At 66.6% G+C, this 15,874-nt stretch carries 31 protein-coding genes and 1 tRNA gene; 14 read left to right on the forward strand and 18 right to left on the reverse strand.

The window, feature by feature from the left end; translation table 11 throughout:
• Window positions 1–113: 113 nt before the first annotated feature.
• The 7 genes from A0W70_RS06575 to A0W70_RS06605 form a co-directional block, all read right to left on the reverse strand.
• On the reverse strand, window positions 114–533 hold the full coding sequence (locus tag A0W70_RS06575) for a tudor domain-containing protein (protein WP_139150766.1): 420 nt from the start codon (window positions 531–533) through the stop codon (window positions 114–116).
• On the reverse strand, window positions 530–1,117 hold the full coding sequence (locus A0W70_RS06580; RefSeq protein WP_070988440.1) for a 3'-5' exonuclease: 588 nt from the start codon (window positions 1,115–1,117) through the stop codon (window positions 530–532). Before A0W70_RS06580 ends, A0W70_RS06575 begins: the two co-directional genes overlap by 4 nt.
• Window positions 1,114–2,721 (reverse strand): hypothetical protein, encoded by a 1,608-nt coding sequence (locus A0W70_RS06585; RefSeq protein ID WP_070988441.1) that lies wholly within the window; start codon window positions 2,719–2,721, stop codon window positions 1,114–1,116. Before A0W70_RS06585 ends, A0W70_RS06580 begins: the two co-directional genes overlap by 4 nt.
• 26 nt (window positions 2,722–2,747) lie before the next feature.
• A complete protein-coding gene (gene recT, locus A0W70_RS06590) occupies window positions 2,748–3,815 on the reverse strand; it encodes a recombination protein RecT (RefSeq protein WP_070988442.1) in 1,068 nt (355 codons plus the stop codon).
• A 4-nt stretch (window positions 3,816–3,819) separates the two neighbouring features.
• Entirely contained in the window at window positions 3,820–4,743 is a 924-nt protein-coding gene (locus tag A0W70_RS06595) for a RecB family exonuclease (protein WP_175443074.1), read from the reverse strand.
• Entirely contained in the window at window positions 4,743–5,180 is a 438-nt protein-coding gene (locus tag A0W70_RS16970) for a hypothetical protein (protein ID WP_070988443.1), read from the reverse strand. The genes A0W70_RS06595 and A0W70_RS16970 overlap by 1 nt, the downstream gene beginning before the upstream one ends.
• Window positions 5,181–5,313: 133 nt before the next feature.
• Window positions 5,314–5,994 (reverse strand): LexA family transcriptional regulator, encoded by a 681-nt coding sequence (locus A0W70_RS06605; protein WP_070988444.1) that lies wholly within the window; start codon window positions 5,992–5,994, stop codon window positions 5,314–5,316.
• 145 nt (window positions 5,995–6,139) lie between these two features.
• On the opposite strand from A0W70_RS06605, the gene A0W70_RS06610 reads away from it, so the two are divergent.
• The 13 genes from A0W70_RS06610 (at window position 6,140) to A0W70_RS06670 (ending at window position 11,969) form a co-directional block, all read left to right on the forward strand.
• Window positions 6,140–6,370 (forward strand): YdaS family helix-turn-helix protein, encoded by a 231-nt coding sequence (locus A0W70_RS06610; RefSeq protein WP_139150768.1) that lies wholly within the window; start codon window positions 6,140–6,142, stop codon window positions 6,368–6,370.
• A gap of 74 nt (window positions 6,371–6,444) precedes the next feature.
• Window positions 6,445–6,927, forward strand: coding sequence for a hypothetical protein (locus A0W70_RS06615; protein WP_070988446.1), 483 nt, complete (start codon window positions 6,445–6,447; stop codon window positions 6,925–6,927).
• A gap of 86 nt (window positions 6,928–7,013) precedes the next feature.
• Window positions 7,014–7,853, forward strand: a complete 840-nt coding sequence (locus A0W70_RS06620) for a hypothetical protein (protein ID WP_070988447.1) — start codon at window positions 7,014–7,016, stop codon at window positions 7,851–7,853.
• Entirely contained in the window at window positions 7,828–8,406 is a 579-nt protein-coding gene (locus tag A0W70_RS06625; RefSeq protein WP_070988448.1) for a hypothetical protein, read from the forward strand. The genes A0W70_RS06620 and A0W70_RS06625 overlap by 26 nt, the downstream gene beginning before the upstream one ends.
• On the forward strand, window positions 8,403–8,735 hold the full coding sequence (locus tag A0W70_RS06630) for a hypothetical protein (RefSeq protein ID WP_070988449.1): 333 nt from the start codon (window positions 8,403–8,405) through the stop codon (window positions 8,733–8,735). Before A0W70_RS06625 ends, A0W70_RS06630 begins: the two co-directional genes overlap by 4 nt.
• Window positions 8,732–9,310 (forward strand): dUTP diphosphatase, encoded by a 579-nt coding sequence (gene dut, locus A0W70_RS06635; protein WP_083330828.1) that lies wholly within the window; start codon window positions 8,732–8,734, stop codon window positions 9,308–9,310. Before A0W70_RS06630 ends, dut begins: the two co-directional genes overlap by 4 nt.
• Window positions 9,307–9,639, forward strand: coding sequence for a hypothetical protein (locus A0W70_RS06640; protein WP_070988450.1), 333 nt, complete (start codon window positions 9,307–9,309; stop codon window positions 9,637–9,639). The genes dut and A0W70_RS06640 overlap by 4 nt, the downstream gene beginning before the upstream one ends.
• A complete protein-coding gene (locus tag A0W70_RS06645) occupies window positions 9,640–10,074 on the forward strand; it encodes a DUF1367 family protein (protein WP_070988451.1) in 435 nt (144 codons plus the stop codon). It begins immediately after the preceding gene.
• The gene (locus tag A0W70_RS06650) at window positions 10,071–10,400 is read left to right on the forward strand and encodes a nuclease domain-containing protein (protein ID WP_083330829.1); all 330 of its coding nucleotides are present in this window, start codon (window positions 10,071–10,073) and stop codon (window positions 10,398–10,400) included. The genes A0W70_RS06645 and A0W70_RS06650 overlap by 4 nt, the downstream gene beginning before the upstream one ends.
• Window positions 10,397–10,654: a hypothetical protein gene (locus A0W70_RS06655; protein WP_070988452.1), complete on the forward strand. Its 258-nt coding sequence runs from the start codon at window positions 10,397–10,399 to the stop codon at window positions 10,652–10,654. Before A0W70_RS06650 ends, A0W70_RS06655 begins: the two co-directional genes overlap by 4 nt.
• A 13-nt stretch (window positions 10,655–10,667) precedes the next feature.
• Window positions 10,668–11,009, forward strand: a complete 342-nt coding sequence (locus tag A0W70_RS06660) for a putative PDDEXK endonuclease (RefSeq protein ID WP_070988453.1) — start codon at window positions 10,668–10,670, stop codon at window positions 11,007–11,009.
• Window positions 11,006–11,362: a hypothetical protein gene (locus tag A0W70_RS06665; RefSeq protein WP_070988454.1), complete on the forward strand. Its 357-nt coding sequence runs from the start codon at window positions 11,006–11,008 to the stop codon at window positions 11,360–11,362. Before A0W70_RS06660 ends, A0W70_RS06665 begins: the two co-directional genes overlap by 4 nt.
• Window positions 11,349–11,969 carry a hypothetical protein gene (locus A0W70_RS06670; RefSeq protein WP_070988455.1) on the forward strand — a complete coding sequence of 207 codons (621 nt, stop codon included), beginning with the start codon at window positions 11,349–11,351 and terminating at the stop codon, window positions 11,967–11,969. Before A0W70_RS06665 ends, A0W70_RS06670 begins: the two co-directional genes overlap by 14 nt.
• Before the next feature lie 21 nt (window positions 11,970–11,990).
• Here A0W70_RS06670 and A0W70_RS16725 read toward each other — a convergent pair whose 3' ends face one another.
• The 11 genes from A0W70_RS16725 to A0W70_RS06720 all read right to left on the reverse strand — a co-directional run bounded on the left by A0W70_RS16725 (window position 11,991) and on the right by A0W70_RS06720 (window position 15,492).
• Window positions 11,991–12,173, reverse strand: a complete 183-nt coding sequence (locus A0W70_RS16725) for a helix-turn-helix domain-containing protein (RefSeq protein WP_139150770.1) — start codon at window positions 12,171–12,173, stop codon at window positions 11,991–11,993.
• The gene (locus tag A0W70_RS06675) at window positions 12,170–12,517 is read right to left on the reverse strand and encodes a hypothetical protein (protein WP_070988456.1); all 348 of its coding nucleotides are present in this window, start codon (window positions 12,515–12,517) and stop codon (window positions 12,170–12,172) included. The genes A0W70_RS16725 and A0W70_RS06675 overlap by 4 nt, the downstream gene beginning before the upstream one ends.
• A 113-nt stretch (window positions 12,518–12,630) precedes the next feature.
• Window positions 12,631–12,858: a hypothetical protein gene (locus tag A0W70_RS06680; RefSeq protein ID WP_070988457.1), complete on the reverse strand. Its 228-nt coding sequence runs from the start codon at window positions 12,856–12,858 to the stop codon at window positions 12,631–12,633.
• Window positions 12,855–13,127: a zinc finger domain-containing protein gene (locus tag A0W70_RS06685; RefSeq protein ID WP_070988458.1), complete on the reverse strand. Its 273-nt coding sequence runs from the start codon at window positions 13,125–13,127 to the stop codon at window positions 12,855–12,857. The genes A0W70_RS06680 and A0W70_RS06685 overlap by 4 nt, the downstream gene beginning before the upstream one ends.
• Complete coding sequence (locus A0W70_RS06690; RefSeq protein ID WP_070988459.1) at window positions 13,124–13,306, reverse strand: hypothetical protein; 183 nt, start codon at window positions 13,304–13,306, stop codon at window positions 13,124–13,126. Before A0W70_RS06690 ends, A0W70_RS06685 begins: the two co-directional genes overlap by 4 nt.
• A gap of 24 nt (window positions 13,307–13,330) precedes the next feature.
• A complete protein-coding gene (locus A0W70_RS06695; RefSeq protein WP_139150773.1) occupies window positions 13,331–13,765 on the reverse strand; it encodes a hypothetical protein in 435 nt (144 codons plus the stop codon).
• Window positions 13,766–13,833: 68 nt separating this feature from the next.
• Window positions 13,834–14,241 (reverse strand): hypothetical protein, encoded by a 408-nt coding sequence (locus tag A0W70_RS06700; RefSeq protein ID WP_139150774.1) that lies wholly within the window; start codon window positions 14,239–14,241, stop codon window positions 13,834–13,836.
• Window positions 14,242–14,270: 29 nt separating this feature from the next.
• Entirely contained in the window at window positions 14,271–14,486 is a 216-nt protein-coding gene (locus A0W70_RS06705; RefSeq protein ID WP_070988462.1) for a hypothetical protein, read from the reverse strand.
• A 23-nt stretch (window positions 14,487–14,509) separates the two neighbouring features.
• Window positions 14,510–14,776 carry a hypothetical protein gene (locus A0W70_RS06710; RefSeq protein WP_070988463.1) on the reverse strand — a complete coding sequence of 89 codons (267 nt, stop codon included), beginning with the start codon at window positions 14,774–14,776 and terminating at the stop codon, window positions 14,510–14,512.
• A gap of 70 nt (window positions 14,777–14,846) precedes the next feature.
• Window positions 14,847–15,218: a DUF6874 family protein gene (locus tag A0W70_RS06715; protein ID WP_070988464.1), complete on the reverse strand. Its 372-nt coding sequence runs from the start codon at window positions 15,216–15,218 to the stop codon at window positions 14,847–14,849.
• Window positions 15,219–15,228: 10 nt separating this feature from the next.
• Window positions 15,229–15,492, reverse strand: a complete 264-nt coding sequence (locus A0W70_RS06720) for a hypothetical protein (protein ID WP_070988465.1) — start codon at window positions 15,490–15,492, stop codon at window positions 15,229–15,231.
• A gap of 205 nt (window positions 15,493–15,697) precedes the next feature.
• On the opposite strand from A0W70_RS06720, the gene A0W70_RS06725 reads away from it, so the two are divergent.
• A tRNA-Met gene (locus tag A0W70_RS06725) sits at window positions 15,698–15,774 on the forward strand.
• Window positions 15,775–15,874 lie beyond the last annotated feature (100 nt).

Genomic DNA, 15,874 nt, shown 5'->3' on the forward strand with positions numbered 1-15,874 from the left:
CTCCGTTGCTTCGGTTGGTGGTCAGCCCTGCTGCGCGCGGGGCCGGGGTTCCTCCTGCGTGTAGCTGAATTGAAGGTCGTCCATTGCGGTTGCCTCGTTCGTGCTGGTGTATTTCAGAAGGGCCCGCCGACGAAGCCGAGCACCCACGCCTTCGGGCATGTGCGCTTGCGGCCGTCGGTGAGCATCACGGTGATGCGCCCGCCGCCGCGGTGGACGCGGTCGACGTAGCACGACAGCGGCCGGTCGGCGCCCGGTACCTCGACGTGGATGCCGTCGCCGGGGCGGAGCTTGAGCGGCCATGTGCCTTTGCGCTGGCCGACGCGCCGCCGGCACTCCCGCGGACCCTGCCCCGGCTTGTGGTAGCGGGCGCTGCGTGTTTTGAGCGGCTCCCGGCGCCGTTTCGGGCGCGGTTCATCGACCACTTCGCCGGGTTCGGGCATGGTCGGGGCGCCGCCCCGCAGGGCGCCGGCCACGGCGTTCATCATGGCTGCGGCCTTGCTGTTGGGGCCGATTACTGCCGATTTCGGATTCATGCTGTCGCTGGCTCCTTCTCCTGCTCGTCGGTCATGGCGAAGTAGACGGCCATACAGGCGTCGACGTCGGCGAGCGCGCTGTGCGCGCCCTCGTACTCCTCGCCGAGGTAGTGCTCGTAGGCTTCGGTGAGCTTCGGCATCCGCCGGCCGGTCTGCATGGCCTTCTGGCCGAGCCGCCCGGTACAGGCCGCGTTGCCGGCCTTCCACGCGTCGGCGAGCTGGTCGCCGTAGTAGCGCTTGAGCGCGATTCGCAGAATCCGCGCGTCGAAGTTCTCGCTGTGGCCGATACGGACCTCCGCGGCCTGCCAGAGGGGGAGCAGGGCATCCAGCGCGACCCGCTCAGGCACGCCGATCTCATATGCCCGCTCGGTCGTGATTCCGTGAATGTCGACCACGTCCTGCGGGATCTCCCACCCGGCCGGCCGGACGATCAGGTCGATCATCTGCACCGTGTTCCGGGTTTCAAGGTCGACCAGGCGCGCGGCGATCTGGACGATATGCGGCTGGTGCTCGCTGTCCGACGGGCTGTGCCAGTCGGGGATACCTGTTGTCTCTGTGTCGTAGATAAGGCCCAGGGGGTTCATGCCGCGGCCTCCGTGTTTTCGTGGTGAATGTCGCCGCCGTCGATCCAGTACGCGGTGACGGAGGCGGGCAGGGCGTTGTTGTCCGGCGCCTGGCGGAACGTGCCGAGCACGATGATCGAGTCGTAGTCGGCCGCGATCGCGTCCAGCCAGCGGATCAGCGGCGTCCGGTTCTGCGGCGAGAGCACGTCGACGCGGTCGTACATGAAGCAGCGCAGGCCCGTGGCGTAGGCCAGCGCCTCCGCCATGAGAATGTCGGCGCGCCACCGCTCCGACTCGCTGGCGAGCGGGTAGGGATGCCCGCCGATGGTGAGCGCGCAGTCGGTGTCGATCTGCACCAGCGGCCAGCCGGTGTGGTGGCTCGACCACGAGAGGCGGTCGTTGATCGGGCGGATCGCCTCGGTGACGAGGTCCGTGGGGATGCCGTCGGGTTTCAGCGCGGCCTCGGCGACGCGGTACTGTTTGGCCGCCTTGTGGGCCTTCGCAGCACGTTCCGTGATACCACTGGCCGAATCGTGCGCTTCGGCCTGCTGATTCAGCTCCTCCAGCGCGGCCAGCGCCTTGTCGTAGCGTTCGAGCAGATACGAGTCGACGCCGAGCGAGTAGAGCGTGGCCTGGACGGGGCGCCCGTTGTCCACGTTTCCGACCTCCTGCTGCAGGCGGGAGCGCTCGTTCTGTGCGCCGCTGATCGCCTGACCGGCGGCTTCCGCTTCCTCCCGGGCGGCCTCCTGGTCGTGCACGGGCTCGTCGCCGCCGTCATGAACGTGGAGCCCCTCGTTGCTGATCGTGAGCGCCTGGCCGCACGAGGGGCAGGGGTGGACGTCCGGGGTTTCCCCGGCGAGCTTCGCCTTCGCCGCCTTCTGGCGCTCATAGGCTTCGGACAGGCGTTCGTCGCGCACCTGTATCTGATCGTCGATCGCCTGCCGGAGCGCGATCTGTACCTCGTTGCGCTCGTTGGCAGCTTCCTCCAGAGCTTCAACGGCCGGCCGCTCCGGCGCGCTCGCCTCCCAATCCTCGGCCTTGTTGGTGCCGTACTGTTCGCCCGTGATCTGGCGCCACTCCTGTTCCTTGTTCTTGGCGTTCTGTTCGGCGTACTGGCGGCCGGCGTCGAAGCCGGAGCGCAGCATGGGCGCGACTTCCTCGGCGACGGTCGCCTCCACGCCGCGCTGCTTGAGCCGCTCGCCGACGTCCTTGGGCTTGGCCTGGATGCCGGTGGCGCGCATGAGCACGCCACGGCGGTCCTTGTCGGCCATCTGCATGAACGGGGTGGCGCCCAGGGCAATGTCGAGCCCTTCGAGCTGCGGCAGGTTGGCGCCCTTGATCTCGTCGCCCTTCGGGAGCTTGAAGCCGGCGACGCCGCCGGTATCGCCGTGGGCCCACGTCACCTTGCCCTGGCCGTTCTTGTGGCCGTGGGTGAGCAGGAGCTTGTAGTCGCCCTTTTTGGTGACGCGCGTGGCGCGGCCAAGCAGGGCGTGGCGGATCACTTCCGCGAGGCTCGACTTGCCGGCCCCGTTGGGACCGGCAATCAGCGTGACGGCCGTGGCCGGCGCCAGATCCAGCGCCGCGAGGCCGAGGTAGGCGGTTGCTTCGATGCGATCAATACGCATGGTGTTGTCCTCCGTGGTCGGGGGCCTCAGTCGAGGCCCATGTCGTTCTGCGCGCCGGAGTCGCCTTCCAGCTCCTTGCTGCGATCCCGGTACGCCTTCTGCGCTTCGGCGAGTGCGTCGCCGGTCAGGTCGCGCGAGGCGTCCATCCGCACGTCCAGCTCCTCGCGGTTCGGCGCCTGGCGGATCGCCTGCACGATCTCGTCGCCCGACGGGCCGCTGTTGTCGCCACTGTCGTTGGCGCTGGCCTCGGCCGCTGGCGCCTCCGGTTCGGCGGCCGGCGCGTCGGCCGTGCTCCAGTCGGACGGGTCGAGGTCGAGGACGTCGTCGTTGTGCTGCATCCCGGCGTCGCCCTGTTCGTCGATCGCAACGGCGCGCTGCAGCTCCACGGACACGGGCAGGTACTTGAACAGGGCCCGGATCGCGGACTTCTTCGCCATTTCGGCGTAGTGGGTGCTCCACGGGCCGCGCTCGTCGGCGGCCTTGGCCTTCGCACCCTTGCGGGACTTGCGGATCGCTTCGATCTTGGCGATCGGGAGCACTTCGAACTGCACGCCGCCGTCTTTCAGCTCGGCGACCGCGTACACGTGCGTCAGCTCGCCCGCGTTCTCGCCTTCATACGGCTTGTGCGTGAGATCCTCGCGCAGGCCGAACTCGTAGTGGAACTCGTCCTGTTCGTAGACCGCGCGGGCCCGCAGGCTCACGATCTGCCCCGAGCGGCGGGCCAGGTCGATCATCCCGCGATAGCCGATGATGAGCTGCACCGTGGTCTGTTCGTTGCGCTTGCCCCGGTTCTCGACGAACGGCAGCAGGTAGCAATGGCCGAGCGCGCCACCGGGCTCGAGTCCGAGCTGGCTGGCCTGGATCACGGCGCCGAACAGCGTTTTGGGATCGGCGTTCAACAGGTCCGGGGTGCGGCGCATTTCCGTCATGGCGATACGCGCCATGCGATCGGCGTCCATGTGGCGCGGCAGGGCGCGCTTGATCTCCGCCTGGTTGTTCTTGAGGAAGTAGTTGATCCCCTTCTGTGCCGGCGGCTGGCTCTGGCCGCCGGCCTGTCCGCGCAGGTTGTCGAGTGTTTCGGTTTGGGCTGCCATTGGGTTACTCCGTGGTTTCTTCAAAGGAACGGAAGCGGCACTGGTTGTGAATCGGGCAGAAGCGGTGATGGCACATCATCGACCGCGGGTTGCCCCACCAAAGGCCGCTCTTGATGATCCCGGCCGCGTATTCCAGCAGGCCGGTCTGCGTGTTGTTGCCGAGCAGCAGGCCGCGCCCGTCGGGGATCGTGCCGATCCCGGCGGCCGGGGTGCCCTCGGTCTTGAGGCCGATGATCTTGCCCGGGGCGATCAGCTCCTCGCCCGTCGTGCGCTGGCCGAGCAGGCCGAGCAGCTCGTAGACCGCGAGCTGTGCGCCGTGCCAGTCCATCTTGACGTTGCCGACCGAATCCACGGCCGCACGGCCCGTCTTGAGGTCGGCGATGCCGCGCCGCTCGACTTCGATACCTTCGTCGGTGGTGAATACGTCGCGGTAGATCCGGTCCAGCGTCCCGGTGAGGCGCAGCACGAGGCCGTCGCCCATGTCGATTTCGACTTCTTCACAGGTCAGCTCGACCGAGTCGAAGTCGAACCCGCCGGCTATGTCCTGGCAGTACAGGGCGACGAGGCCGACGCCCGTGCGCTCCGCCTCGGCCTTCTTCACGTCGAACCAGTGAACGTGCTCGTCGGCGCGGAACGCCTCCACGAACGCGTCGGCCGCGTCCGTGGGGTCCATCGTCCGGCCCTCCACGCGGGCCTGATCGAACAGGCCGGTCGCGTGGTGGACAGCCGTGCCCAAATGAGCGCGGCCGGAGTCCGGCAGGCTCTCGCCCTGCAGATGCTTCGCGGCCCACCGGGCGGGGCAGTCGAACAGCTCCGCCAGCGAGGACGCGCGGACACGCACGGCCACGTTGCCGTCCGGGCGCTCGGGGAAGCCCAACTCGTCCACGAGCCAGGCAACCCCTTTCGGGATGGGGGTAACGCCGGTCATTACAGGTCCCGGTGTTTCAGCCGCTCGCGGGCTTCCCGCTCCATGCGGGCTCCATCGACATACGCGTCGCAGTATTGGTGCAGGTCGGGATACAGCGCGTTCAGCAGCGTCCGCGCGGGGCTGTCCGGGGCGACGCCTTCCAGCAGCTCGTCGATGGGGTAGTCGCGCAGGATGCGGGCGATCGTGGCGCGCTTGGACTCCATGCGCCGGCGCTCGTACTCGTAGGCGTGTACGTGCCGCGGCGGGGGATTCGTCGTTTCCGACAGGGCCTCGGGGATCAGCGACGGGACTTCGCTGTCCCATATCTGGCGCTCAATCCTGCGCCGTTCGCCCTCGATCTCGCGCCCCGCTTCAGCGCGACGGGATACGCGGGATTCGGTTTTCTGCGGCTGGCTGGTGCCGGCCGTGCGGCCGGTTTCTGCGATTTCGTCCAGCATCACGATGTTCTCCGTGGTCGGCGCGGTGTGTTACCGCGACGCCCACGATAATACGGTTCGTGATACTACGGGTCAAAACATTTTGTGATACTGGCGTGACGTTCGCTGTGCGTGAGCCGGCCGGGCGGCCGGCTCACGCGCTGTTGGCGGTGTCCACGGTTGCCATCGACGCCGGCAGGCGGGGGCCGACGTGGTAGATATGCTCGATCTCCTCACGCGAGAGCGTGACGCGCTCGTTGGCGTCGCGCACGCCGAGCAGGACGTAGCGATCGGGGTGCTGGATGGCGAGTTCCATGAACCGCTCGACCCCGTCAGTGGTTTTCACGAGCACGTACTCCCCCGGTACGAGGCTCTCGTTGGGCTCGATGACGACTATTTCCCCGTCGCGGAAAGCGGGCGAAAGGTGGTGATTGCACACCTGGACCGCGTACGCCGTGGGGTCCCCCGTTGGTGCGTTAATGGCCAGCTCCCTGGGTTCCGTTGGCTCGAGTGTGCGCCAGCTACCGTCCGCCCCGACACGGGCGGCGCCGGCTAATGTGAGGCGGCGCACATGGTACGTTCCAGGGTCTCCACGGTCTATAGGGCCACCGGGTCGAATCGGCTTCTCCCCGGTCAGAACCCACTCCTGGCGCACGCCGTAGGCCGCGGCGATGCGGGCGAGGTCGTCGTAGTCCGGGCTGCGCTGGCCGCGCTCGTACATCGACACGCGGCTCTGCGATTCCCATCCGCAGCGATAGGCCGCGGCCGTCTGAGACAGGCCGAGGCTCTGCCGCGCCTGGCGCAGCCGATCGCCCACCGTTTCCTCGTTGCTCATAAAGTCTGTTCCTCGTGGGTTTGATTCACATCAATGCGTTTTTTGTTTTTCCTTCCCCTACCCGCTGGCGGGTAAGTCTAGTGCGTTACGTGTTGGCTGTCATACAACGACTTGTGCTCAACCGTTTGACCGGATAACACAAATCGTGATTGCATTGCCCGCCATGAACGGGCTCGAACAGGCAATCGAAATCGCCGGCGGCATCCCGCAGCTCGCGCGGCTGTGCGGGTATGACTACGACAGCCGCATCCGCAACTGGAGGAAACGGGGCGGCGCCGTGCCCGGTAAAGAGGTCCGCAAGGTGCGCCGGGCCGTCGATTACCGCGTTTCCGCCGAATCCCTGCTTGAGCCTGTCGATAGCGATCATCCCGTATAAGCCCGTGCGCGTTATGCCTCGGGCTTTTTTTGGGACACGAAGAAACCCCTCAACAACCCTCGGAGGGTAAAAAAATGACCGACGACGATACAGGCGGCCCCCCGGTTTCGGGTGATGAAGCGATCCGGCTGCTGTTCGAAGGCTACAGCTCCGACTTCATCGGCATCTGGATGATGGAGAACGAATACTGGCCGGAGCGCAAACCGAGCACGGCCGGCGCCCGGGTTCGGGCCAACAACAACACCGACAAGGACCAATACTGGCATTTCTGCGAGCTGACCGGCTTCGCCGCGTACACCGGCCGGCGCGTGCTCGCGGACCACGTCTGCGACTGCGTCCCCGGCCTCGGCCGTCCGACCTGGAACAACGCGCCGCGTTCCCCGATGCAGGAGGATCTTGACTACCTGGACCGTCTGGACGCTGAGCGCGAGAGGACTATCCAGCGGATCAAAACACAGCACCGGATCGAACACGCGGCATCCACGCCCCCGGAGCCCGACAGCGAAGGGCTCGGCGCCCCCGATTCAGTGCGCCGTGTGCGGTTCAGCCGTGGATAAAGGGGAAGGCATGGATACCGCCGTGACCGCCAGCGTGTGCGCGCACGTTCGGCGACAAGGGCGGGAAGAATACGAGGACTACCGCAATGGGTAATTCTTTGCGCTGGTTCCGCATGTATGCGGAGGCAATCGACGACGAGAAGCTGCGGCTCCTCGCGTTCGAGGACCGCTGGCACTTCGTCGCCCTCATGTGCTGCAAGGCCCAGGGCCTGTTCGACACCGACGACGACCCGGACATGGTTCACCGCAAGCTGGCGGTGAAGCTGGGTGTGCAGGCACGTGAATTGGACGAGATTCACCGCCGGCTGCAGGCGGTGGGATTGGTGAATATTCACCTTGAGCCGGTGAATTGGGACAAGCGGCAGTTCCGCCACGACAACAGCGCGGACCGCACACGTCGCTACAGAGAGCGGCTTCGCGGGGAAGGGCAGGGTGAAAACGAGGTGAATGACTGTGACGGTCACAGTGACGCTCCCTCGCGGGCGCGCGCGACAGAGACAGAGTCAGATACAGAGACAGAGACTTCCCCCGGTGAACGGCGTTCACCCTCGCGTTCACCGCGCCGAAGCTACCCGCAATGGTTCGAGGACCTGTGGGCCAAAGTGCCCAAGCGCGCGGGAAGCCAGGACAAGAAGGCCGCCTTTGAGCAATGCAACGGGCGGCTGGCGGAAGGGTTCACGGTTGAGCAGATCGGTGACGGACTCGACCGCTACCGGACCTACCTGCACGCGACGGGGCGGATCGGCACGGACAAGGTGCTCATGGGCAAGACCTTCATGGGTCCGGCCGACCCCCCGCATTTCCTCAACGACTGGACGCCCCCGGCCGCCATTGGCGGCGGCAGCTCCCATGCCGACGTTACGGCGGAGATTGAACGGGACGCGCCCGAGGAGGCCATAGATGGCGAATACGCAAGAACAGGTTAGCGAGCTTTTCAATCGGTTTACGTACATATTCGGCGCCCGCTTCACGGCCGAGCTGCGCGGCGAGGACCGCGAGCAGACGCGGTCGAAGGTGCGAAGCGCGAAGGCCGAATGGGCGGAAACGCTCGCCGGCCTGACCGATGAACAGGTCGAGCAGGGAATCCGCGCGACCAAGTACCGCTGCGACTGGCCGCCGAGTCACGCGCAGTTTGTCCGCTACGCGCTCGGCCTGCCGGAGGCCGGCCAGGTGATCGCCCGGATCGCCCGGGGCGACACCGACGATCTCGTGCGGGCGGTGTGCCGCGCGGCCGGCGGCCGGCGCAACGTGACGCTGGTGGATGCCCGCGAGCAGGCCCGCATCGTCGAGCGCGTCTACGCCGAGCTGGTCGAGGACATGGTCCGCGACGTGGCGAGGGGCAGGGCGGTGGACCCGGCCGCACGTCTGGAGGCGCCCGCGCCGGCCGTCGATCCGCCCAAGCGCGAGGGGCTGCCGAACGAGTCCCGGTCGGTCTGCGACGCCATTCCCCACAACCTGACCGGAGGGCAGCAATCATGACCGCGCCGATGGAGCCCATCGCCCACAACAACGATCCCGGCACGAGCCATCTGGCGGCCGGGCACATGGAGGAGTCGGGGAAGCTGTCCGCGCATCAGCGGCTTGTGCTGGACATGGTCGAGCGCGACCCCGGCTGTACCTGCGCCGAGCTGGCGAAGCTGAACGAGGGCCGCCTGCGCCAGCACTCGATGGACATTCTTATGCTCGTGCGGCGGCGCGTCACGGATCTCGTCCGCAAGGGCTGGTGCTACTACGGACCGCGCACGTCTTGCGCGGTCATGGGCAACACGGCCGGCACCGTCTGGCCGGTGGAGGGCGACAAGCAATGAGCGAGGACAACGATATGCCGAGCGTGGCCGAGGGCCTGGGCATGACGGTGGTTGAGCCGAGCAGCCGGTGGGAGTCTCGGCAGCGGATCAACGTCAAGGTGGATCGCTTCCGCGAGCTGCCGGAGGCGATCCGCGACGAGCCCTATCCGGCGTATGCGAGCGCCGGGGCGCTGGCGTTCGATCTGCGCGCGCTCGAGTTCCTGGAGGAAAACGGCGCGGAGTCGGGCGGCATCGAGCAGCGCAAGGTGGCGCCGGGGATGAAGTGCTGGATCGGTACCGGCCTGCGGTTCGCCCTGCCGACCGATTGGGGCCTGTCGATCATCCCGCGATCCGGCCTCGGCGCGAAGGCCGGACTCGTGCTCGCCAACGGTACCGGACTGATCGACAGCGACTACCGGGGCGAAGTGCTGGTCTGCCTCTTGAACCGCACGGGGATGCACCACCTGATCGACCACGGCCAGCGGATCGCCCAGGCGCGGCTGGTGTGGTCGCCGCAGGCGACGTTCGAGTTTACTTCGGACCTTGATAACACGGTACGTGATTCCGGGGGATTCGGTTCTACGGGGAGTCGATGATCTTCGACGACCGGCCGGCCGAGCCCGCGACGTGGTACGGCACGCAGGGCGAGTGGAACGCCTGGGTGGAGGCCGGCGGCGACGAGGCGGAGCGCAACCGGCGGCTGGCGCTGGCGCCGGAGGCCATGCGCCCCGGCATCGAGAGCCATCTGCAGACGGCGTTCCATGAAACGCTCAAGCGCGACGTTCTCCAATGGGTGGAGTACGTGATGCGGGCCCGGGACCGGGCCGGCCGGAACACGCGGCTCGCGCAGGCCCCGGCCGGGTACCAGCGGGACGTCGAGCAGCGGGTTCGGGCGCGGTTCAATCAGCGGAAGGAGGGCAGCTAAGTGGAAGTCTACGCGGTCAAGACCTCCGACGGCCTGTTGAAGCCGGCAACGCAGACCGACCGGGACGAGCTGGCCAAGTTGCGTCAAGGGCGGATCGTGCGGCTGTCCATGACGCGCTCGCGCAATCCCGATTTCCACGCCAAGTTCTTCGCGCTGCTTCGTATCGGGTTCGAGCAGCAGGACCGATACGAGGCATTCGAGGCGTTCCGGTACGAGCTGACGGTGCGGTGCGGGTTCTTCTACGCGCACACGCACGTCGACGGCTCCGTGTCCTTCTACCCGCGCTCCATCGCCTTTCACAGCATGGATCAGGACGAGTTCGAGCGGCTGTATTCGCAGGCGATCGACATTCTCCTGCAGCAGTTCCTGGTGGAAATGGACGACGAGGATCTGCGCGAGGCGGTGGCGCAGGAAGTGGTGAGGTTCGCCGCATGATGTTCCCGAAGCGCGAGCCCGTGCGGTCACGCAAGTTGCGCGAGCACGCCAACGGCCAACCCTGCGCGCTGTGCGGGCGCAACGACGGCACGACGGTCCTTGCCCACTACACCGGCCTGCGCCAGCACCAGTACGGCAAGGGGCGCGGGCAGAAGCCGGACGATCACATGGCCGCGGAGCTGTGCGCCGAGTGTCACCGGGACATGGACCGGCCGGAGCGGCGCAAGAGCGAGGAGGCCAGCGAGGCGTTCCTGCACGCCATCGCCGTGACGTGGCGGCGCTGGATCAATGACGGGCTGATCGAGATTCGGGGTGCGGAGCAATGAACCGGGCGGAAGCGCGACAGACGGCATTGGCCTACGTGCGGAGCAAGGTCATCAACGGCGCGACGCGGCGCAGCCTCAATGCGGTATCGCATGAAGGGTTCGGTGCTCCGGGCAGGCCGGGATACCTGATCGCGCACGGCCGCATCACGGTCCCGGGGCTTCCGTACAAGGGCGAACAGCACACGTTCGCAACCGACGAGCTGGTGGACGAGCTGAAGGTCGGCCAGGGCGATCTGTTCGGGATTAGCGCGTAGAGGGGAGCTGACGATGGGGAAACGCAGCCGCGACAAGGGCAAGGTCGGTGAACGCGAGTTTCTTCGGGAACTGTCGAGCTGGCTCGGCCGCCGCATCCGCCGCAATCACGCACAGCCGGACCCGCAGGAGTCGGGCGGCGATTCGGCCCCGGGCGATCTGCCGGTGAGTCTGGAGATCAAGCGCGCCAAGGCGTTCCAGCACCGATGGATTACGCAGACGGAGTCACAGGCCGTCGAGGAGGACAAGCCGCCGATGTTGGCGTACCGCCTCGATCATCAGCCGTGGCGGGTTCTTCTTGTTCTCACGCCGGCCGAGGCCGCCGACGTGATCCGAAAGCGGGAGTCGGAGGCATGACGCGCCACAAGCTGCCACGGCCGACGTCCCGGGCCGAGCTGGAGCTGCGACAGGAGGCCCTGGTCGAGGGATTCAAGCGGATAACGCCGATGCCGCGCGCGAAGCTTCGTAACAACTTCGGATTCCAGATGATCGCGCGGGCGGTTCGGGATCTCGGCCGGGAAACGGACAGCAATGCGCCCGCGTGGGTGAAATACGGCCTGCAGGAATACTGGCGGCCGGACAACGAGGACTTCGAGCACCACTGTGATCTCTGTGAGCTGGACCCCGACACCGTCCGCGAGCACGCCTACTACGCGGGCCTTCTCGACTTTCTCGATCCCGTGCCGGAGGTATTCGATGGAAGCGCATGAGGTACCGCGCGACGAGGTCCCGCGCCGGTTCGGCTCCGTGCTGGCGGCGGTGTCATGGGCCTACGAAACGGCCTCCAAATCCACGCACCAGCAGCCGGCCCTCGTGCCGACCAAGCGCGGGCGGGGCGGTTCGCCGCCGGAGGACTTCCAGGATCTCGCCTACTCCGTACTCGCGCACCTGGCGGCAATCTCCGAGCCGACCATATCGGGCATGGCCGAGGCCGGCGGCATGGTCCGGGCGATGGCGGCCGACCCGGACACGCGCAGCCGGAACATGATCGGGCTGTGTTACTACCTGTCGCAGACCGTTACAAGCTGGCCGGTCGATATGACCGAGCAGGAGCGTCGGGGAATGGCGATGGTGGCGATCCTGCGGATGGCCGACGAGCTGGAGCGCCCGGACGAGCCCGAAAGCAGCCGCCGGCCGCCGAAGCGTGCCTATGCCGACGTGGTCGACGTGCCGGCGCAGTCGATCTCGCAGCGGGCCCGGTGGCAACAGGTGGTCGGTGATCTGGAAAACGCGGTGCGCGTGATTCGGGATCGGGGCTTCAATTCCCTGCGGCTGCGGTTGCAGCTCGCGGGGATCGTGTACGGGGATCAGGAGTAGGCGCCTTCCCTGGCGCCTCCTTTACGGTAGGCGATTCTCTTTACGGCGCAGCGCCTCGCAGGCGAGGGCCGTTTCTCGTTTGATCGTGCTGGCGCCGGACTCGAGGTATTCGTAGGAGCGGACGCCGCGCCCGAGCTGGCGCGCGGCCTCCTCCTGCGTCCATCCCATGTCGCGGCGCCACTGGCGGAGCTGTTCGGACGTCAATCCCCCGCCTCCTCGTGTTTGTCCCTCATGTGCTGCCAGAGGCCCTCGACCTTCGTGTGCTTCGGGCACAAGGGGCACTGGACCTTTTCGGCGTGATGATAGCCGTGAATGTCGATCAGGTGGTCGCCGAGCCCGCGTGGTTTGACGTGCTTGCCGCAATGGGGGCAAGCGATTTTGCCGCCAGGGGCAGCCTCCCCGGCGATCAGTGGTATATGCGTGGGCTCGTAGGTTACGGGGAATCCCGGCGCCTTTGTCCCGTAGTGCTGCAGGTTGGCGTCGCCGATGTACTCGCCGGTGTGTTCATCGAGCAGGCCCTCCAGGACCATGTCTGCAACTTCTCCCATTGGTTTCTCCTTTGGTGGATACAGTCGTTCAAGTTCGGTGCGGCTTACCCACCGCACCGGCATAACTACGTCGGGGTAGCTGTCGGCCGCCACGAAGCCTCCTTATCAGTCGTTCACATGAAGTCGACGTCGTCGGGGAGAGGCCAGTCATGGCCGCAATGCTTGCAATGCAGCCGCTCGTGCTCGCCGTCGTCGCCGGGGCTTATGTTCCCGTCGATCCAGAGGCGGCCGTGCTCGTCGTAGCCGCGCACGTCGCGGTCCACGAGCACGTATTCGGTATGCACGATGCGGTCGCTTTCGCATTTCGGGCAGGTGAGCGTGGTCAGCGTGTGGGGGCTCATAGGGCAAGCTCCTTCTGTTCGTTGAATTGCTCGGGGTACGCCTTCGCGCGTCCCTCCGGGTCGATGGCCCAACCGTCGGCCGTGCGCTCGATGGAGGCGCGTTCGCCGTGCTCGCGGATGAATACGCGGTCGGCCCACTCCCGGCGGCTGGCGTGGAAGTTGGCGGCCTTGTGCTCGCTCGGCCGGACGCACCACGTACCGGCCCGGGCGCCGCAGTCCGGGCAGGTAACGGCCATGACGGGGTGCTGGTGGGCGGTGAAGTCGATCATTGCGCCTCCGCGATCGGCGTGAGGCGTTCGTGGTGGACGACGTAGGTGTGGCCGTCCCACTCGCCCGGGTAGTGGACCCGGACCTTCACGTGGCCCTCTCGGGCGTATTCAAGGATCGACACGCGGAAGATTCCGCCCATGCCGCTCGGGATCGTGTGTGTTGCGTCGTGAATGCTCATTGTCGTTCTCCGTGGCTGGTTGTCTTATTCGGTGGAGCGGATCGCGTTCTCGGCCGCCTGCTGGATCGTGTCGTAGGCGTCGGTGGGCAGGCCGTCGCGGCGAAACTCGTACAGGTGCCCGGCGCCCTCGGGGGCGGACGGATCGAGCCGGACGTGAATCGACAGCTCATGGCCGTTGTATTCGGCCTGCTGGCGGCGGATCAGCTCGTCCAGCGCGATCTGGCGATTGGCGGCATCGTCCTCGCGCGGCCCGGGGCGCGTTGCCGCTGGCTCGCCGAGCACGGCCGACAGGCGGCCGGAGAGCTTCTGCGCTTCTTCGATCCGGTCGTCCAGCGAGGCGCGGTCGTCGTCGAGGATCACGTTGTCCCGTGCGTCCTGCAGCTCCTCGATCAGCTCGTCCACGGCCTCGCGGGCCTGCGTTGCGAGTGCGCGCTCCATGTTTACGGTTGGTTCGTTCATCGTCTTTCTCCGTGGTCGGGTAGTGGGCCCGACGCTGCCCCGGCCGCGCCGGGGCAACGGCTGGCCGGCTACGCGAGGTCGTCGTGCTGGCCTTGGATGCAGGCGACAACGGCGAGGTCCTCCATGTCCTCGACGCAGCCGGTATCCCGCGTGACCTGTAGGCGGGCGTTTTCAACGGCGTTATCGGGGCCGGTGGCTTCGACGGCTCCCATCCATGTGTCCTGCCCGTAGTTGTCGGTCATGTAATCCGGGTACAGCAGGATCACGGTGTAGGTCGTGGTGCGGCTGGTGTTGATCTCCTCGCACAGCTCGTCGATCTGCTCGACCGTCAGGCCCTCGTGGGCGCCGTCGCAGGTAAGGATGGCGCCAATGTCGCCTTCCTCGTGGAACACGGCGCCGGCCTCAATGTCGCGCTGCAGGCAGCGCAGGCCGGCGAGCATGGCGTCGACTTTCATTTGCTTGGTTGCGGTGCTCATGGGGTTATCTCCGTGGTTGCTGGCGTTGCTTATGCTTTGCGGCCGCAGATTTCGCAGGCCGTGGTGATGCCTTCCTCGTGCTCGACGTGCCGCGCCTCCTCGGGAATGATCTCGACCACTTCCTCTCCGCCCCGGTCGATGCACGTGTAACGGGTGCTTTCGGGGGCGCAGGCGCCGCAGAAAACGCGGCCGTTGTCGCCGAGATAAAGGAGGTTGTCGCGCAGCAGGGGCTCTTGTTCGGTCATGGTTTTCTCCGTGGTCGTGCTTGTTACCAGTCGATGCGGTTCTGCTTGAGGAACCACATCGGGACGCCAACCGAGTCGCCAAAATGCTCGTTGCCCTCGGATGGTGGGAGGCGGCGCAGAAGCGATACCGGGCAACCAAAAGTGCCCAGGTGCTTCGGCTTGTCGAAGTAAGCGGCCTTGCCGCTTTCGCTCGTTTCGTAAGTGTCGCCTTCGGCCGCGCGGGCTACGCCGACGTAGCTGCGGGCCTTCTTGGGATCGACCCTGGGGATCTGTGTGGCTTCCAGGTTCATCGTCGTTCTCCGTGGTCGGGGTTGCCCGTCGATGGGCCTTCGTCCTTGAAGGCGCATCGGCTGGCAGGGTTTATGACGGTTCTGCGTCCGGGCCGACCGCTTCGCCCGCCATTTGGGCAACGCGGCTGTCCTCGAACTCGTGGAAGGCGGCAAAGCCTTCGTAGTGGGTCGCATAGCGCGGGACGAAGCCGGCGATCAGCTCGCCGGAGTCCCGGTCCATGTGCTCAAGGATTCCGCCCACGTCATGGATGAAGTCGGCGTCGGATGCGGCGAGAAGCTCCTCCCACTCGATGGGATAGTTGCCGTTGGCGCCGTCGGCCGCGAGCAGTCCGATAGTCACGTCGGCCTTGGTGGGCGGCACGCTGCCGGCCCGGGTGCAGATGCCGATAAAGCGTTCTGCGGCTTCTTTCGCTTGCGGCGTGTTCTGGCTGTTGAAACGCATGGTTGCCTCCTTATCGGGCAGCGGGGCGCCGGGGCGCGTAGATGCTGGACATGGGGCGCTTGCTCGGGGTGCGCTTGCTCCGCTGCGGCATGGCTGCGGCCTGGCGCTGCGCCCGGTTGATTAATTCGCGGGTGGGCTCGACGCCGTACATGACGAGCGCATCGCGGGCGTGGAACCGCTCGGATTGTCCGGCCAGCCCGTTGTGCCGGACGTAGTCGATGGCGCGGGCGGCGGCCCGAACGGCGCGGTCGATTTCTTGCTGCGTGTTTTTCATTGGGTTCTCCGTGGTGTCGTTGTCGACAAGCGAAAGCTAACCCGCAAAAACTGCGGGTGTCAACACAGAATGTGATGGTGCGGTCCAATCCGCCACGGAGCGCAGCACGCCGCGTGTTGCACAGGTGATTATGGGTATGTACCCTTTCGGTCACAGTACGAGGCGTGCGCCCCGGAGGACGGGAATCGCACGTTTCGTGATCTGTAGCGGGGTGGCGCAGTCAGGCAGCGCGCTGGGCTCATAACCCGGAGGACGCAGGTTCGAATCCTGCCCCCGCTACCAGCAGATACCTTATGAGCCCGACTGACCCCTGCGGGGGTATGCCAGCAGGCCCCGGCGGCGGCACCGGATCGCCGTCGGGGCTTTTTGGGTTCATGCCGAG

The organism is Halofilum ochraceum (assembly GCF_001614315.2).
Lineage (GTDB): Bacteria > Pseudomonadota > Gammaproteobacteria > XJ16 > Halofilaceae > Halofilum > Halofilum ochraceum.

Bases quoted from the DNA above. Each gene is read 5' to 3' on its own strand.
- A0W70_RS06575 (WP_139150766.1), bottom strand. From the start codon at position 533: ATGAATCCGAAATCGGCAGTAATCGGCCCCAACAGCAAGGCCGCAGCC.
- A0W70_RS06580 (WP_070988440.1), bottom strand. From the start codon at position 1,117: ATGAACCCCCTGGGCCTTATCTACGACACAGAGACAACAGGTATCCCC.
- A0W70_RS06585 (WP_070988441.1), bottom strand. From the start codon at position 2,721: ATGCGTATTGATCGCATCGAAGCAACCGCCTACCTCGGCCTCGCGGCG.
- recT (WP_070988442.1), bottom strand. From the start codon at position 3,815: ATGGCAGCCCAAACCGAAACACTCGACAACCTGCGCGGACAGGCCGGC.
- A0W70_RS06595 (WP_175443074.1), bottom strand. From the start codon at position 4,743: ATGACCGGCGTTACCCCCATCCCGAAAGGGGTTGCCTGGCTCGTGGAC.
- A0W70_RS16970 (WP_070988443.1), bottom strand. From the start codon at position 5,180: ATGCTGGACGAAATCGCAGAAACCGGCCGCACGGCCGGCACCAGCCAG.
- A0W70_RS06605 (WP_070988444.1), bottom strand. From the start codon at position 5,994: ATGAGCAACGAGGAAACGGTGGGCGATCGGCTGCGCCAGGCGCGGCAG.
- A0W70_RS06615 (WP_070988446.1), top strand. From the start codon at position 6,445: ATGACCGACGACGATACAGGCGGCCCCCCGGTTTCGGGTGATGAAGCG.
- A0W70_RS06620 (WP_070988447.1), top strand. From the start codon at position 7,014: ATGGGTAATTCTTTGCGCTGGTTCCGCATGTATGCGGAGGCAATCGAC.
- A0W70_RS06625 (WP_070988448.1), top strand. From the start codon at position 7,828: ATGGCGAATACGCAAGAACAGGTTAGCGAGCTTTTCAATCGGTTTACG.
- A0W70_RS06630 (WP_070988449.1), top strand. From the start codon at position 8,403: ATGACCGCGCCGATGGAGCCCATCGCCCACAACAACGATCCCGGCACG.
- dut (WP_083330828.1), top strand. From the start codon at position 8,732: ATGAGCGAGGACAACGATATGCCGAGCGTGGCCGAGGGCCTGGGCATG.
- A0W70_RS06640 (WP_070988450.1), top strand. From the start codon at position 9,307: ATGATCTTCGACGACCGGCCGGCCGAGCCCGCGACGTGGTACGGCACG.
- A0W70_RS06650 (WP_083330829.1), top strand. From the start codon at position 10,071: ATGATGTTCCCGAAGCGCGAGCCCGTGCGGTCACGCAAGTTGCGCGAG.
- A0W70_RS06655 (WP_070988452.1), top strand. From the start codon at position 10,397: ATGAACCGGGCGGAAGCGCGACAGACGGCATTGGCCTACGTGCGGAGC.
- A0W70_RS06660 (WP_070988453.1), top strand. From the start codon at position 10,668: ATGGGGAAACGCAGCCGCGACAAGGGCAAGGTCGGTGAACGCGAGTTT.
- A0W70_RS06665 (WP_070988454.1), top strand. From the start codon at position 11,006: ATGACGCGCCACAAGCTGCCACGGCCGACGTCCCGGGCCGAGCTGGAG.
- A0W70_RS06670 (WP_070988455.1), top strand. From the start codon at position 11,349: ATGGAAGCGCATGAGGTACCGCGCGACGAGGTCCCGCGCCGGTTCGGC.
- A0W70_RS06675 (WP_070988456.1), bottom strand. From the start codon at position 12,517: ATGGGAGAAGTTGCAGACATGGTCCTGGAGGGCCTGCTCGATGAACAC.
- A0W70_RS06680 (WP_070988457.1), bottom strand. From the start codon at position 12,858: ATGAGCCCCCACACGCTGACCACGCTCACCTGCCCGAAATGCGAAAGC.
- A0W70_RS06685 (WP_070988458.1), bottom strand. From the start codon at position 13,127: ATGATCGACTTCACCGCCCACCAGCACCCCGTCATGGCCGTTACCTGC.
- A0W70_RS06690 (WP_070988459.1), bottom strand. From the start codon at position 13,306: ATGAGCATTCACGACGCAACACACACGATCCCGAGCGGCATGGGCGGA.
- A0W70_RS06695 (WP_139150773.1), bottom strand. From the start codon at position 13,765: ATGAACGAACCAACCGTAAACATGGAGCGCGCACTCGCAACGCAGGCC.
- A0W70_RS06700 (WP_139150774.1), bottom strand. From the start codon at position 14,241: ATGAGCACCGCAACCAAGCAAATGAAAGTCGACGCCATGCTCGCCGGC.
- A0W70_RS06705 (WP_070988462.1), bottom strand. From the start codon at position 14,486: ATGACCGAACAAGAGCCCCTGCTGCGCGACAACCTCCTTTATCTCGGC.
- A0W70_RS06710 (WP_070988463.1), bottom strand. From the start codon at position 14,776: ATGAACCTGGAAGCCACACAGATCCCCAGGGTCGATCCCAAGAAGGCC.
- A0W70_RS06715 (WP_070988464.1), bottom strand. From the start codon at position 15,218: ATGCGTTTCAACAGCCAGAACACGCCGCAAGCGAAAGAAGCCGCAGAA.
- A0W70_RS06720 (WP_070988465.1), bottom strand. From the start codon at position 15,492: ATGAAAAACACGCAGCAAGAAATCGACCGCGCCGTTCGGGCCGCCGCC.